At 67.0% G+C, this 13,533-nt stretch carries 12 protein-coding genes; 4 read left to right on the plus strand and 8 right to left on the minus strand.

Going from position 1 to position 13,533, the window contains the following annotated elements; all coding sequences use genetic code 11:
• Positions 1-650: 650 nt before the first annotated feature.
• The 6 genes from ACFK0J_RS20230 to ACFK0J_RS20255 form a co-directional block, all read right to left on the minus strand.
• Positions 651-1,529 carry a hypothetical protein gene (locus tag ACFK0J_RS20230; protein ID WP_378729488.1) on the minus strand — a complete coding sequence of 293 codons (879 nt, stop codon included), beginning with the start codon at positions 1,527-1,529 and terminating at the stop codon, positions 651-653.
• A gap of 100 nt (positions 1,530-1,629) precedes the next feature.
• Positions 1,630-2,838 carry a site-specific integrase gene (locus ACFK0J_RS20235; RefSeq protein WP_378729490.1) on the minus strand — a complete coding sequence of 403 codons (1,209 nt, stop codon included), beginning with the start codon at positions 2,836-2,838 and terminating at the stop codon, positions 1,630-1,632.
• A gap of 182 nt (positions 2,839-3,020) precedes the next feature.
• On the minus strand, positions 3,021-3,875 hold the full coding sequence (locus ACFK0J_RS20240) for a M23 family metallopeptidase (protein WP_378742940.1): 855 nt from the start codon (positions 3,873-3,875) through the stop codon (positions 3,021-3,023).
• A gap of 35 nt (positions 3,876-3,910) precedes the next feature.
• The gene (locus ACFK0J_RS20245) at positions 3,911-5,392 is read right to left on the minus strand and encodes a carboxylesterase/lipase family protein (RefSeq protein ID WP_378729492.1); all 1,482 of its coding nucleotides are present in this window, start codon (positions 5,390-5,392) and stop codon (positions 3,911-3,913) included.
• Between the two features lie 180 nt (positions 5,393-5,572).
• Positions 5,573-7,048 (minus strand): hypothetical protein, encoded by a 1,476-nt coding sequence (locus tag ACFK0J_RS20250; protein ID WP_378729494.1) that lies wholly within the window; start codon positions 7,046-7,048, stop codon positions 5,573-5,575.
• Positions 7,045-7,668: a TetR/AcrR family transcriptional regulator gene (locus tag ACFK0J_RS20255; RefSeq protein ID WP_378729496.1), complete on the minus strand. Its 624-nt coding sequence runs from the start codon at positions 7,666-7,668 to the stop codon at positions 7,045-7,047. The genes ACFK0J_RS20250 and ACFK0J_RS20255 overlap by 4 nt, the downstream gene beginning before the upstream one ends.
• A gap of 600 nt (positions 7,669-8,268) precedes the next feature.
• On the opposite strand from ACFK0J_RS20255, the gene ACFK0J_RS20260 reads away from it, so the two are divergent.
• Positions 8,269-9,195 (plus strand): hypothetical protein, encoded by a 927-nt coding sequence (locus ACFK0J_RS20260; RefSeq protein ID WP_378729498.1) that lies wholly within the window; start codon positions 8,269-8,271, stop codon positions 9,193-9,195.
• A 52-nt stretch (positions 9,196-9,247) separates the two neighbouring features.
• Entirely contained in the window at positions 9,248-9,919 is a 672-nt protein-coding gene (locus tag ACFK0J_RS20265) for a 1,4-alpha-glucan branching protein (protein ID WP_378729500.1), read from the plus strand.
• A 9-nt stretch (positions 9,920-9,928) separates the two neighbouring features.
• On the opposite strand, the gene ACFK0J_RS20270 is transcribed toward ACFK0J_RS20265, so the two are convergent.
• Positions 9,929-10,381 carry a VOC family protein gene (locus ACFK0J_RS20270; protein ID WP_378729502.1) on the minus strand — a complete coding sequence of 151 codons (453 nt, stop codon included), beginning with the start codon at positions 10,379-10,381 and terminating at the stop codon, positions 9,929-9,931.
• A gap of 240 nt (positions 10,382-10,621) precedes the next feature.
• On the opposite strand from ACFK0J_RS20270, the gene ACFK0J_RS20275 reads away from it, so the two are divergent.
• A complete protein-coding gene (locus ACFK0J_RS20275; RefSeq protein WP_378729504.1) occupies positions 10,622-11,209 on the plus strand; it encodes a DUF308 domain-containing protein in 588 nt (195 codons plus the stop codon).
• A 41-nt stretch (positions 11,210-11,250) separates the two neighbouring features.
• On the plus strand, positions 11,251-12,672 hold the full coding sequence (locus ACFK0J_RS20280) for a S8 family serine peptidase (RefSeq protein WP_378729506.1): 1,422 nt from the start codon (positions 11,251-11,253) through the stop codon (positions 12,670-12,672).
• Between the two features lie 3 nt (positions 12,673-12,675).
• On the opposite strand, the gene ACFK0J_RS20285 is transcribed toward ACFK0J_RS20280, so the two are convergent.
• Positions 12,676-13,143 carry a DUF6542 domain-containing protein gene (locus ACFK0J_RS20285; protein ID WP_378729508.1) on the minus strand — a complete coding sequence of 156 codons (468 nt, stop codon included), beginning with the start codon at positions 13,141-13,143 and terminating at the stop codon, positions 12,676-12,678.
• Between the last annotated feature and the right edge of the window lie 390 nt (positions 13,144-13,533).

Genomic DNA, 13,533 nt, shown 5'->3' on the forward strand with positions numbered 1-13,533 from the left:
TCCTTATCTAGCAGCGCTAGAAACTGGAGCAAAGGTAACATTCGTCGGCTAGCTTGTCTAGCGTTGCTAGATTTCAGATCACCACCGAACCCTGGCAGATTTTCGGTATGCAATGTCCCGCCTGCCGCGCAGCCGCGCGGGAGGGTGAGCAATCGGCGGCCCTGGATGCCGCTGAGGTCGGTCTGGCGGAGTTCGGTGAATGGCACCGCGAGACGCGCGTCGGGGAAAACCGGTGCGGAGCACGTCGACAACCGCGGTCAATTCGAGTGGCGCGAGTTGCGCGCCGGTGCAGTAGTGCGCGCCAGCGTCGAAGGTGAGGTCTGGGCCGATCGATCTGTCCGGGTCGGTGTTGATGCCCTAGATGTCGACCAGCACCGGGGATCGGGCGGGCAAGCGCACCCGGCGAGTGTGATGTCGGCGGAGGCGAAGCGCCAGAGCGAGAAGGGGGCGCGTGCGTGTAGGCGGAGGGTTTCCCGAACGAACGCGCCGGTCGTATTCGGTTCCGCGACAGCATGATTCGCCGCGAAGGCGTCCATCGCCATTCCCACTTCGCCGGGTCGTCGCTGTGCATGCGCCGACAAGCCGCGATAGCGGGGTCGACTCGGTCGAGCGGGACCTGGGGACCGCCCGAATACCTGGACGCGGGGTACCTATCCGCTTCCACCCCGGTAGATCGTCGGCATCGAACCGAGGTCGGCGAAGTTCAGCTTCCTGTCGCCGTCAGTGCCGAACCACGCGACGTAGGTGATGCCATTGATCGTCGCCACCGCGGGCGGCCACGGGCTGGTGTCGGCGAACTTCCACCGCTGTGCCTGCCCCTCGTTCAGATTGTCGATGTCGAAGAGCAGATAGATGTTGGTATTGCGCCCACTGTAGGCCGCCACGTAACGGCCGCCGATGGTGCACAGGTTAGGCCCGCCGACTAGGACGTCGCTGAAGGTGGCCCTGGTAGGAGGCACATTGAGACCGACGTAGCGCGCATTGAGGTGTAGGCCACTGGCATCGGTGCCCGTCCATGCCAGCAGCGTGCCCCTGGCGGGGTTGAGCACGAGCCCAGGGGTGTCCACGCTGAATTCGGGCGGATCAGGGCTCGCCACCGAGGAACTGAACGGCGGGTTCTGCGATCGCACCAACTGCAGCAACTGCTCGCGCTGTGCGGTGTAGGCCAACGAGAACGTGACGTTATCCGAAATCATCGCCGGACCACCGATCACGGGTTCCAGCCAGGTACGGCGGTCGGGATAGTCGACGCCATTGTGGGACCACGCGAGCCACAGCTGGTTGTCCGTGCCCGAGTAGCCGAGATAGAGCAGCCCGGTCTGCGCGTGAAAAGCCAGTGACGGCCGCTGCCTGCTGAAGTCGCCGGGCAGCGGCTTCGCATTGACGACACCGTCGGTCTCCATGCCCGACGCGACATACATCGTGCCGCTCTCCGTGGACCACACCAGCACCAACCGGTTGTTGAACACCGTCAGCGCGGGCGCGGCGAGCGGGCGATGGGACTGCCATAGCGTGCGTCCTGTGAACATGATTCCCCCAATCGCAGTGCAGTAGTAATCAGGGGAGCGTAGTTTCGGCGGCCCGCCACGTCAGGCTTCCGGTCCGGCCAGCGGACCGCCTGATCCCTGGTCAGAGACCCAGTTTCGTAACGGCGTTGTCTTCCAAGGGGTTTGCGGTGCGGATGTAGCCGTGCACGGTGCGCGGGTTGGACCAGCGACCCTGGCGCATGATTTCGCGGTCGCTGGCACCGCCGAGAGCGGCTTGGGTGGCGAAACCGGCGCGCAGGGAGTGACCGGAGAAGAGGTCGGGATCCAGGCCCGCGCGGGCGGCGTAGCGTTTGACGAGTTCGGCGACGGCGCGGCCGGACATGGGGTCGGCGCCGACCGTACCGTGACGATTTATGGTGGGGCACAAGGGTAGGTCCGGTTGCTCGGCGAGGGCGGTTCCGGTGAAGCCGTGGCAGCGGTGGATGTCCGCGTCGGTGGTGGCGTCCTCGGCGAGCCGGGCGCGTAGACCCGATGTGCCTTCGGCGGCGTGGATTTCGAGCAGACGAACCCAGTCGGCGAAGGCGCAGACGGGGCAGGTGCGTGGGCGTTGGCCGCGCGGCAGGGCGACGCGTTGTTCGGCGACACCGGTCGGATCGGTCTTCGTCGACGGTAGCCGCACCAGCAGTACCGGTTCACCGGTGGCGTGATCGAGTTGCACGTCCACGTCGGCGATGCGCAGCCCGGCGAGTTCGCTGCGACGCAGCGCACCGGCGAATCCGATCAGCAAGACCAGCGCGTCGCGCCGCCGGGCGGGTTCGGTGGGCCAGCCGGGATCGGGCAGCCCGGCAAGCAGCTGGTCGAGGGTGTGCAACAGCACGGGGCGTTTGCGTTTCGGCTGGGTGCGGCGAGTACGGCGGATACCGCGCAGCGTGAGCCGGACGACGTCGGAGCGGGTGGGGGAGGGTAATCCGTTGGCGGCGTGCACGGCCGCGATTGCCGCGGACTTGCGTTCCAGCGTCGCCGCGCTGAAAGCCCACTCGCCGGTATCGCGGCGTGCGTCGGCCGCGGCAGCGAGGTAGACGGCGACGTCGAGCGGGTCGGCGGGCATCGCCTGCCGACTTTCCGTCAGACACCAAGCCGACCAGGCGATCCAGTCGGTCCGATAGGCGCGCAATGTGTTCGCCGACTGCGAGGCCTCGAGATAGCGGCGCAGCGAGCTCGCCTGGGTGTCGTCGAAGCGTTCACGCACCAACCGCAATGCCGCGGCGTCCACGAGGACACTGCGTACCCCACGCCGCAGCTCGGTCCGCACCGACTCCGGCATCGCGACGACCGCGGCGCGCTCTTCCATCGACCAACTCCCTGTTTCTCGACCGCATTCATTCTCCTGCTGTCGCAGTCGAATTCGCGGTACCCGCAGGCCTCCGCGAGTCGGCGTCGGTTCCGGTCGCCGTCGAGCGGCCTGGCTCGATCGGTCTGGCCGCAGCCGAGGGATGCGTGCGTGCGTGCGTGCGTCCGTACGGTCGTCGGGCCTTACGGTCGTCGTGCCGCGGTGTCCTCGGTGCGCGGGACGTCGACCTGTGCGGCGATCGCGGCCGTCAGGTCGTTGAGTGACCGCCCGCCGTTCTGACGCCAACCCCGCAACTGTTCGCCCGCGCGATCCCGGATGATCCGTCCCGCACCGGGTCCGAGCAGCTGATCGAGGATCGCCATCAGCATGATCTCGTTCTGGTAGCAGCGTCGATCGATCCATTCGAGTGCGGTGGCGGCGTCGACCGTCTTGCCTTCGAAATTCACGAAGGTGAGTGCCATGAGTTCCTCCTCGTCGTCCCCGGGGTCGAGCGCGCCCGCGAACCACTCCGCCGGGTCGATGGCCCGCCCGCCCAGTCGTCCCGGCGTGGTCCACACCTCGACATGGGCGTGCGGCCCGGTAGATGTGCCATGCGTGTTCACATGGCCGATCAGCTGCCCGGCAAGCACCCGTTCACCGCCACGCACCGCCGGATCACCATGGCCGACAATGATGTCCACGCCGACCGACCCCTGACAATCCAGCCATACCCAGCGCCCGAACCCTTGGACATCGAACCGCTCCGCACCCTCCACGCACACCCCCTCCGCAGGCGCGTAAAAGGGTGTGCCACGGGCCGCCGCGAAATCGAGCCCGTAGTGGAACCCATCTGCCCGTGGTCCGAACGGGGAGGAGATCCGGTACGTACCCGCCGCGAGTGGCCAATATCGAGTCGGCTGGTCAATTCCGTTCACACCCACCGAGTGCCCGTCACCCGCCGGGCGACACGATCCAGCCGGTCCGGATTGTTCCCGAGTGAGCTCAGCACAAGCTGAACGCTGCCGCCATCCGTATGGGCCTACTGCGCATGGCGGCACCGACTGGAACTGAGTGATCCGCAAGTGGGACAACCCTATTCGGGGCGCAGTAGGTCCAGGGTGTCGAACCGGTGCGTGTGCCAGATGCGGCGCGATCGTTCCTCCGGGTAGAGCTGGGTGATCGGCTCGGCGGCGTAGACACGGGTGGATCGGGTCCCGGGATCGTAGGGCGCCCAGCCGGGGTTGCCGGTGGTCGCGAAGTTCAGCCAGTGGGTGCGCATGTGCTGGGCGACGCGGACGACCTCGTCTACGGCGTTCGGGACAGCGGATGGATGGCGGCGCACCTCGTCGGCACTGAGTGTGCCGAACACCAGGAGGACGTCGAGGCTGTGCGAGGCGCCTTCGTCCCGGTTATAGCTCCAGCAGAGTTCGTAAGCCCACGCGCGCCCACCCCCGGCATGCTGGGCGCCCGCGAGATGCAGGCTCGGCATCCGAAACAGCCAGTCGGCGTTGACCATTTCGTACAGCTGCCCGGGGGTGGCCTCGGGGTAGGCGGCGCGGTAACCGCCATGGCTGTTCGACGCGGGCCCGAGACGTTCTAGTGTGGCGGTCAATTGTTCATCGGTCAGCTCGCTGCCGAGCCGGGTAAGGAACAGCCGGTACTCGTCGCGAGTGTGTCCCACCAGTAGGTCGATGCCTCGCCCGGCGCCAGCGGCGAGCGCGTGCCATGGCGCGTGTGCGAGAACATCACCGTCCACCACGGGCGAAAACGGTGTCGGGGTCAGCGCCATCGGCCCCCACGATTCGACGAGCCCCGGCATCTTCTGGATGACTGCGTCCATTGCGTCGATCAGCGCGCCGGGGGAGATCCGCGCCAGCTCGTCGACGGTGGCTTGCACACCGAGTTCCCCTGCGATCTCCGCGGAGATCGCGGCGGCGAGCTTTGTAGAGAAGAAGGTGCCCGGCATGCTCTGGGCGATCGCCCGCTGAAACAGCCCAGCGGCCAACGGCATAGTCATCAGCGCCGCAATGCAACCCGCGCCTGCGGACTGACCGAACACGGTGACATTGCCCGGAGCACCGCCGAACGCGGAGACGTTGTCCTGTACCCACTGCAACGCGGCGGCCTGGTCCAGGATGCCTCGGTTGTCCGGAGCACCGCCGATGTGGGCGAAGCCTTCGACACCGACGCGGTAGTTGATGTTGACCACAACCACACCGGACCGGGCGAGAGTCGCACCGTCGTGGTGCGGGTTACCGGAGGTGCCCTCCAAGTACGCACCCCCATGGATCCACACCATCACCGGCAGCCCGGCGGCACCGAGGTCAGGTGACCAGACGTTGAGGGTCAAGCAGTTTCCGGCACCATCACCGGTGCTACCTGCTTGGGGAACCGATGGGCCGAACTCCAGCGCGTCGCGGCGGCCGTCCCATGGCTGTGCCGGAACGGGAGCCGCGAACCGCCGAGTGCCGACCGGTGGTTGAGCGTAGGGGATGCCCCGGAAAACCGCGACGGCGTTCTCCCACCTGCCACGCACAACTCCGGCAGTCGTGCGGACTTCAGGGTCGATAGTCACTCGGGGTACTCACTTTCGCTCCGTGGGTCATCTGCTCGTCCACTGGTCATGAGAACCGAAAGTGTGTGGGTTTGCAGCCCAACTGGCGGGCATCGGGAGGTGCGACCCGATGTCCGCCAGCTGAATTGGGGACGGTGCTAGCGAGTTCTTCTCATCTGAAGCGGTTCATGGGGCGCGCGGTCAGTAGGAGACGACGGCGGTGGCGTGGGCGTCGAGTACGGCGGCACCGTCCTCGAGGGGTGTTCGATGTGCGCCGACGGTGCCGACACCGAGCTGTTCGAGTTCGGTTCGCCCGCCGAGGTCAGGGACGGCCACGGCGACCGGTTCGGCGGTCTTGTTGATCAGGAGGAGTTTGCGGCGACCGGTGGCGGTGACAAACGCCTGGGCGTGGATGCGGGGGTCCGGGAAGCCGAACGCGCCGGTTGAGCTGGTCGCCAGGGCATCCCCCTTACCGAAGTGGCGTAGCAGCAGTGCGAGCGCGTGGTATCGAGTGTTGGGTGCGCCGGTTTCCCAGTCGATCAGGCTGACGCCGGGGATCATGCCGGGATAGTCCATGAATTCGGCGATGCCGACCAGGTCGATGCCGAGCTCGACGAGCTTGGCCCACAGGTAGGACTGGACCGAGGCGCTCAGTGCCCAGTATGTGTCGGGGATGTCGGGCTCCGGGTTCATCACGTCGGCCGGGTAGCTGCCCAACTCGTTGATGAAGGTCGCGGTGCCGGGCGACAGGCGCTTGCGGATCGAGTCGATATAGCGAACCTGGTCGAGGAACGCGTCGGCTTGGGCGAAGAAGATGTCGCGCCAGTGCGCGCTAGGGGCATTCCCTGCTGCCCCAAAGGGGTTGGCGATTTCGGGCTGGGCATAGAAGTGATAGGAGATCGCGTCGACCGGGACACCGTCGGCGTGATTGGCCGGATCGAGGAAATGCCAGAAGTATTCCGGCTGATGGTGCACGTGGCTCAGCGACAGCCCGATGAACTTCATGTCCGGGTCCAGCGGAGCCAGGCGGGCGACGACGGCGTCGTAGAGCTTGGTGTAATTCTCCGGTGAGATCCGGTGCCCGATATCGGGCTCGCACAACACTTCCCAGTAGGCGAAGCGGTAATGGTGACCCGACTCGTGCCATCCGCCCAGCTCGTCGGTGAAACCGCCGGCGATGTACCAACTCGCGATTCGGTAGAAATAGTCGGCGACCTCGGCGCAGGTGGGGTCACGCAGTTCGGAGCCCTGCTCGTAATGCCAATGGATTTCGTCGGGATCGTCGGCGACCGGCACGGGCTCGGGAGTAACGAACATCCAGGCCGGGATGGTGGCGAAGTTCACCACGATGGGCCGACCCTCCGATGCGGCAACGAAGTCCTCGACGTAGGGGTCGAGGAGTTCGAAGTTCCACGACGTTTCGGTCGGCGTCGGCGGGGTGAGCTCGGGAACCGCGATCCGTGGATGGCTGAACCACGGCAGGAAGCGAGCGAGATCGGCGCGCAGTTCCCGCAGGGCGTCGAATGCCTTGTCGTGGATCGGAGATTCGCGGCGCAGTGGCGGCGCGGTCCACAGGTGGGTGGTGAGCGTGGTCCGTGCGGTGCTGGTCGTCTCGTCCCAGTTCACCTGCACGGTGGCGGGCGGTGCCGCGGGAGCGTCGGGGGCGGTGCGGGTCATATCGAAGGTCCGTTCTCAGGTATGCGCGGGATTCCGAGCGCAGGCAGGATCACCTGGTCGACAATCGCGGCGCGGGTGTGCGCATCGGGCAGATTCCCGGTGTCGATCTGGTGTTTGATCACCAGTGCCTCGCCGATGTCGACGACGACAGGTGTGACCAGCCGAGGGTCGATGTCACCACGCTCGGCGTAGTGCTCGATCACAGTGCGGGTGAACCGATTGCCATGGGCGTCGAACACCCGGGTGTACAGGGCCTCGACGAGATCCGGTCGACGCTGCCGTTCGGCGACGATCGCCGCGACCGCCGGTGCGGTCGGCCCGCCGAGCCAGCCGACCAACTGTTCGAGCGACCGCAGCAGATCCGGCCGCAGCCCCCCGCCGTCGAGAGCGACCGTCTCCACGGGGTGGGTATGGCCTATCGCATCGAGCAGCAACTCCTCGACCGAGGACCAGTGCCGGTAGATCGAGGTCTTCGCGACGCCGGACCGCCGGGAAACCCCCTCGATCGAGAGCCGCCCGAGGCCCTTATCCGCCACTTCAGTCACCACGGCGGCTCGGCACGCGTCGAGGACCTCATCGAGGGAGCGGCGTCGTCCCTGTTGTTCATCATCGGTGGCCATGACAGGGATAGTAGATACGCTTTAGTAGCTTAGCAAGCGTAGCTACGGCGTCGTATTCAATTAGTGCATTTGTCGCCGCTTGAGAAAGCCACGGTTTCACCCAGTTGATTGCGAATCCGCCTACTGGGTCGTGCGGGCTGGCAGCTGCGAATGGGACGGGCGTACAGGGGTGTCTAGTTTTCGAGGGATTCCGTAGCGGTTTCGTTTCGTATGTGCCAACCAAACGTAAACGAAACTGCGGCAAGAGAGTTCGACGATCGAGGAGTGGGCTGACCGCCGATAATGTTCACTTATCGGTGGTCAGAAATCCTGGTCGACGTATGGGATTTCCTGCGACACGGCCTATTTCGTTTCGTCTCAATACGTCAATAGTGACGAAACAAACGCTACGATTCTCAGGTGTCCAACGTCTGCAACTACCCGGGCTGCGCTCGACCGATCACGCGCGGCGGGGGCCCTGGCCGCCCCTCGGAATACTGTGATCATCCCGATCACACGCGATGGCGCGCGTGGCGGGAACGTCAACGGCAACAACAGGAGTCAGAGGTACCGCTCGCTTCTGTCACTGTGACGCAGCAGGGCCCGGTCACTGTCGCTCGTTTGCGTGCGGACGAGCTGCTCACCCAATTCCGTGGATTGGCCGACCAACTGGGCAACACCCTCAACGCCGCCGTCGCCGAACTGTCCACCCTCGGCGACCCCTCGGTCGCGGAAGCACAGGTCCAGGCGGTCCAAGCCGATGCGGCCCGCCGCATCGCCGAAGCCGAAATGGCCACTGTCGCCGCCGAACAGGCACGCCGCGAGGCCGAGGAAGCCCGCGCGCTGGCCGAAGCCGCCGCCGACGACGCGGCCGGTGCGGCCGAACGCGCGGAAGCCGCGGTCGCCGATGCCAACAGCACGCGGGACGACGCACTACGCGAAGTCGAACGCACCACCAGGCAAGCCGCCGACGACGTGTTCGCCGCCCGCAGCGAAGCCGAGGCCGAGGTCCGCACCGCCCGCCGCGAAGCCGCCGAAGAAATCGAACGAATCCGCACGGAGGCCGCCGAACAGGTCGACCGCGCCGAACGCCGGGCAGCGACGGAAATCGCGCACGCACAACGCGAATCAGCCGCCCAGGTCGCCGCCGCCCACGCCGAACGCGACCTCGCCGTCCAACGCGCCGCCGACGCCGAACGCGCGACCGAACGCGCCGAGCAGGCAGCCATGGAACGCATCGAAGCGGCAAACGAGGCCCGCGAGGAATGGCGCAGGGTCCGTGCCGAACTCGACACCGCCCGCACCGAACTCGCGGACCTCCGCCGCACCGCCGCAGCCGACATCGCCGCGGCCCGCGCCGAATCCGCGGCCACCATCGACAAGGCCCGCGCCGAAGCGGCACAGCGCATCGAGGCCCTGGACGAGGCGCGCGCCCAAACTCTGGCCCGCGCCGAACGCGCCGAAGCCCAACTCGACGAACTCCTCGCCGAAACCCGCCGCCGGCCCGCCACGGTCACCGACCTCGGTAGTCGCGCGTCGGTCCCATAAACTGCGAAGCGCAGCGGCGGATCGTCTGGGCGCGCAGGAGGAGAACTCGACCATGGCCGTAATCCACGAGACCACAATGGTTCCCACGAAGACCGAGCTGCTGAGTTCCTGGCTGCCGACTCGCTCGTGGTATCGCGGCGATGCGCGGCCGGTGCTGCACCGGGTCGGCGGTTTCCGGCTCGACGATCCGGACGGGGAGGTCGGCATCGAGTTCATGGTGGTGACCGACAGCTCAGGGGAGCAGCCGGTCACCTATCAAGTGCCGTTCGGCTACCGCGGGGCGCCACTCGACGGCGCCGAGGACGCGCTCGTCGGTACGTCGATGCACGGTGTGCTCGGGCAGCGGTGGCTCTATGACGGAACGCGTGATCCGGTGGTGGTGGCACAGATTCTGGCGCTGCTCGCCGGAACGGCACAGGCGCAGGCGCAGAACGACAGTGCGACAGTGGATCGTTCGGTTGCTGTGACGATCGCCGACGTCGCGGTTCCCGCCCTCGGATCCGGGCCGGTGGCGGCGGAAGACGGAGCGACCGGCACCGACATCGCGGTCGGCATGCAGGTACCGGGAAACACGGCGATCATTCGGGTCAACCGGATCCTGCGGCCGGTCACCGAGTCTGCGGAGCCGGTCGGTGCCGGTCAGGTCATAGCGCCGTGGCGACTGCCGGACGGGACCCGGGCTCGCGGTGTGTTCCTGACCTTGAACGGCACCGCCGACGAGTAGCCCCAGACATCAGGCCGCGCAGAACTCGTTGCCTTCCGGGTCGAGCATGATCCACCAGTGCCCGGCGGGTCCTTTGTCGATCTCGCGAACCCTGGTCGCTCCCAGCCCTTCCAACCGCGCGACCAGTCCGTCGAGGTCGCCGGGCGCGCTGTGCACATCGACGTGCAGACGGTTCTTGCCCGACTTGTCCTCAGGCACGTCCTGGAAGAGCAGCCGCCGACCGCGGCCGACGCCACTGGTCTGGTCGAACGGATCATCGGGATGCCGGATCGCGGCGTAGCCCCGGAAGGTCTTGCGGCCGCGATGCTCGACCACCGCGTCCTCGCCCAACTGCCCGGCGCCCAGCAGTTGCTCGATGAGAGCGCTGGGATCTTCCACCTCGTACTCCAGCGCCGCGGCCCAGAAGTCAGCGAGCTCGGCGGCGTTCCGACTGTCGATGACCAGCTTCCAACTCAATGCCATGCGATTAGTTATAGCGGCGCGCCACCCTGTTTCGGGTCATCATCGACGGTCCTAGCGCGCCACGCCAATGGCAACAACCTGGCAACATTCAGCCGCGGTCGGTGACGAGAGTGGTCAACGAGTCCAGCGGCCCCCGTCCACCGCCGCCTCGGTCACTCGGGAAAGCTCCCGACCCAGCTCGCCGCACCGAGTGAAGGCAAACACGCCGCTAACTGGACGGCCCGGCCATATCATGTAGCTATGCCCGAAAACGAGCTCGAAGGGCGTACGGAACCACTAGCCGGGGGTGCCCGGCAGGCAGTACTGGTGGCCGGTGCCTGCTCGATGATCGTGGGTGTGGTCATAGCGGTGTGGCCACACAAGTCGCTACCGACCGCGGAGCTGCTTTTCGGTCTCTACCTGCTGCTCAACGGTGGATTGCAGATGATTGTCGCGTTCGGCGCGAAGTTCGCGTCCGTGCTGCGAGCGCTGATATTCGTCAGTGGCGTGCTCTCCGTATTGCTCGCTGTGCTGTGTTTCAGCGGCGGCAATTCGGCACTGCTGCTGTCCTTCTGGATCGCACTCGCCTGGTCGATCCGCGGGATCTGCCATGCCACGGTGGCGGCCTGGGCGGACGAGCTACCCGGCAGGCAGGAGGTTTTCGGTCTCGCCACCATGGTGCTCGGCATCCTGGTCGGCGTGCTCCCGTTCGACTCGTTCGACTCGCTCGGTGTGGTGGTCGGGCTGTGCCTCATCCTGATCGGGACGATGGAAGTGCTCAGCGTTGCCGCGGTGCGCCACGGTGTGGTGGACCTGCCCGGCGTTTCACGGCGGCAATTGCGCGCATAATGGTGGTGACCGCCCCCGCACACCAGGTTTGACTTGGCACCATGGCATCCCAGCACCGCGCGCTCCGGTCGCCTGCCGAACTGATCGTGGTCACGCACGGCACCGAACGCCCACTCACGCCGAGCGTGCTCGAGCAGAGTCGCGACATCGAGTCACGATTGGCCGCACTGCTCCCGCCCGGCGCTGAGCTCGCTCGCATCTTCGGGCCCGCCAACCGCCTGCCCCGCCGGCTCGCGGGCACTCCGCACGAGCCCGTCGCAGCGGAGTACCTGAAGTACTTCTCGGTCCGCGGGCTCGACCAGGACCTCGACGCGATCGCCGCGCGGCTGCGCGAAGACGACGCGGTCGACGGCGCCTACGTCAAGCCACCCGCCGAACCCCCGATCGCTCCGTACACCACCATCGAAACCGCGACAATCGACGCACCACCGGTCACTCCGAATTTCGAAGCGCGCCAGGGCTACCTGGACCCCGCACCCCAGGGCATCGACGCGCGTTGGGCCTGGACTGTCCCCGGCGGCCGCGGCACAGGTGTGCGCGTGATCGACGTCGAAGGCGCGTGGCGGTTCACGCACGAGGATCTGCTGGCCAACCAGGGCGGGGTGATCGGCGGTAACACCTCACCGGACCGGGGCTGGCGCAACCACGGCACCGCGGTCGCCGGCGAGGTGAGCGGTGACGTGAACGCCTTCGGCATCACCGGCATCGCACCGGAAGCTCTCATCCGGGCAGTCTCGATCTTCGGCGCGGGAACAGCCGCCGCGATCCGCACCGCCGCCGACGCACTCGGTGCGGGCGATGTCGTCCTGATCGAACTGCACCGTCCCGGACCGCGATTCAACTATGCGGAACGTCCGGACCAAGCAGGCTATATCGCGCTCGAATGGTGGCCCGACGACTTGGCGGCGATTCGCTACGCGAACGGTCGCGGCGTCATCGTGGTCGAGGCGGGTGGCAACGGTGCCGAAGACCTCGACGCCGCCCTGTATGACGCCCGTCCCGTCGGATTCCCGGCCTCGTGGCGCAACCCGTTCCGCGGTGGCGCGGCCGATTCCGGGGCGATCGTCGTCGGCGCGGGAGCCCCGCCGCCCGGTTTCCACGGCCGCGATCACGGACCGGCTCGGTCCCGGCTGGCCTTCTCCAACTTCGGTTCCCGCATCGACGCCCAGGGCTGGGGCCGGGAAGTCACCACCACCGGCTACGGCGATCTGCAGGGCGGTTCCGACGAAGACCTGTGGTACACCGACGTGTTCAGCGGAACATCCAGCGCCGCACCGATCGTCACCGGCGCCGTCGCGAGTTATCAGGGCATGAGCGCCGCGGCGGGTCGGCGCAGGACACCCGCCGAGATGCGTGCCCGACTGCGCGCCACCGGCGCACCGCAGACCAGCGCACCCGGACGGCCCGCAAGCCAGCGCATCGGCAACTTGCCCGATCTCCGGGCGATGGCCGCGCCAGACTGATCGTCAGGAGACCGTCGCGCGGGTCGATGGTTCGCTGCGGCGCTGTTGCATGATGCGTGCGCCGCCGATCAGCAGGACGAGCGCGGTGGCGGCCATCATTATGGGAGAGCGTTCCACCAGCGGGACGGCCAGGTTCAGCAGGATGTCCTTGAGGGAGGTCGTGGGCCGACCGGTCAGCTGCTGGTAGGCGAGCGGTACGGCGACCGAGAGCAGCAGCGGCGGCAACACCATGGTGGTGAACAGGCCGCGGTAGCGGACGGTCAGCACGGCCGCCACGCAACCGGCGATGTACAGCGCGGCGAACGTGCCGGTCAGGTCGGTACTGTTGCCGTTCGCATCGATCAAGAACCCCAGAAACGTGCAGGCAATCGCGATCAGGACCGCCGCGCCCATCGGGAGTCCCGGGACCGTCGGCAGGACCGAACGATACTGCGCGGGCACCCGGGATCGCCCATGTTGTGAAACACCCACGTCCGGAATCCTAACCTTCGCCCGCATCCGCCGATGGCGGGGCGATCGAGCTAGCCCCAACTGGGGTACTGGGCAGTTGTCTTGCACCGCATGCGTGTTCGCACCGTCCGCCACCGCCCGCTTACCCGAAACGGGGCCGCAGCGCCTCCGCCGCTCGACCGTCCGTGAGGGGCACACCATGGGGAGCCGCTCTCGGGGTTTTGCCGCAGCTATGTGCCACTCAACGGCTGCGGCGCGAGCCCAATTCGCAAGGGGGACATTCGGCGGGACGCACTCGAAGTCGCGAGAGCCACTGCGACGTGGTCGGGGATTCGCGAAGTCCACCAGTTGCCGAGTAGCAGCGGGCGCGAGATTCGAGTAGCTCGACACTCGTGGCAGCGGGGTTCGTGG

The organism is Nocardia brasiliensis (assembly GCF_042691675.1).
Lineage (GTDB): Bacteria > Actinomycetota > Actinomycetes > Mycobacteriales > Mycobacteriaceae > Nocardia > Nocardia brasiliensis_D.

Excerpts from the sequence above, each read along its gene's own strand:
- ACFK0J_RS20235 (WP_378729490.1), bottom strand. The coding sequence starts at position 2,838 with ATGGAAGAGCGCGCCGCGGTCGTCGCGATGCCGGAGTCGGTGCGGACC.
- ACFK0J_RS20230 (WP_378729488.1), bottom strand. The coding sequence starts at position 1,529 with ATGTTCACAGGACGCACGCTATGGCAGTCCCATCGCCCGCTCGCCGCG.
- ACFK0J_RS20265 (WP_378729500.1), top strand. The coding sequence starts at position 9,248 with ATGGCCGTAATCCACGAGACCACAATGGTTCCCACGAAGACCGAGCTG.
- ACFK0J_RS20280 (WP_378729506.1), top strand. The coding sequence starts at position 11,251 with ATGGCATCCCAGCACCGCGCGCTCCGGTCGCCTGCCGAACTGATCGTG.
- ACFK0J_RS20270 (WP_378729502.1), bottom strand. The coding sequence starts at position 10,381 with ATGGCATTGAGTTGGAAGCTGGTCATCGACAGTCGGAACGCCGCCGAG.
- ACFK0J_RS20275 (WP_378729504.1), top strand. The coding sequence starts at position 10,622 with ATGCCCGAAAACGAGCTCGAAGGGCGTACGGAACCACTAGCCGGGGGT.
- ACFK0J_RS20255 (WP_378729496.1), bottom strand. The coding sequence starts at position 7,668 with ATGGCCACCGATGATGAACAACAGGGACGACGCCGCTCCCTCGATGAG.
- ACFK0J_RS20250 (WP_378729494.1), bottom strand. The coding sequence starts at position 7,048 with ATGACCCGCACCGCCCCCGACGCTCCCGCGGCACCGCCCGCCACCGTG.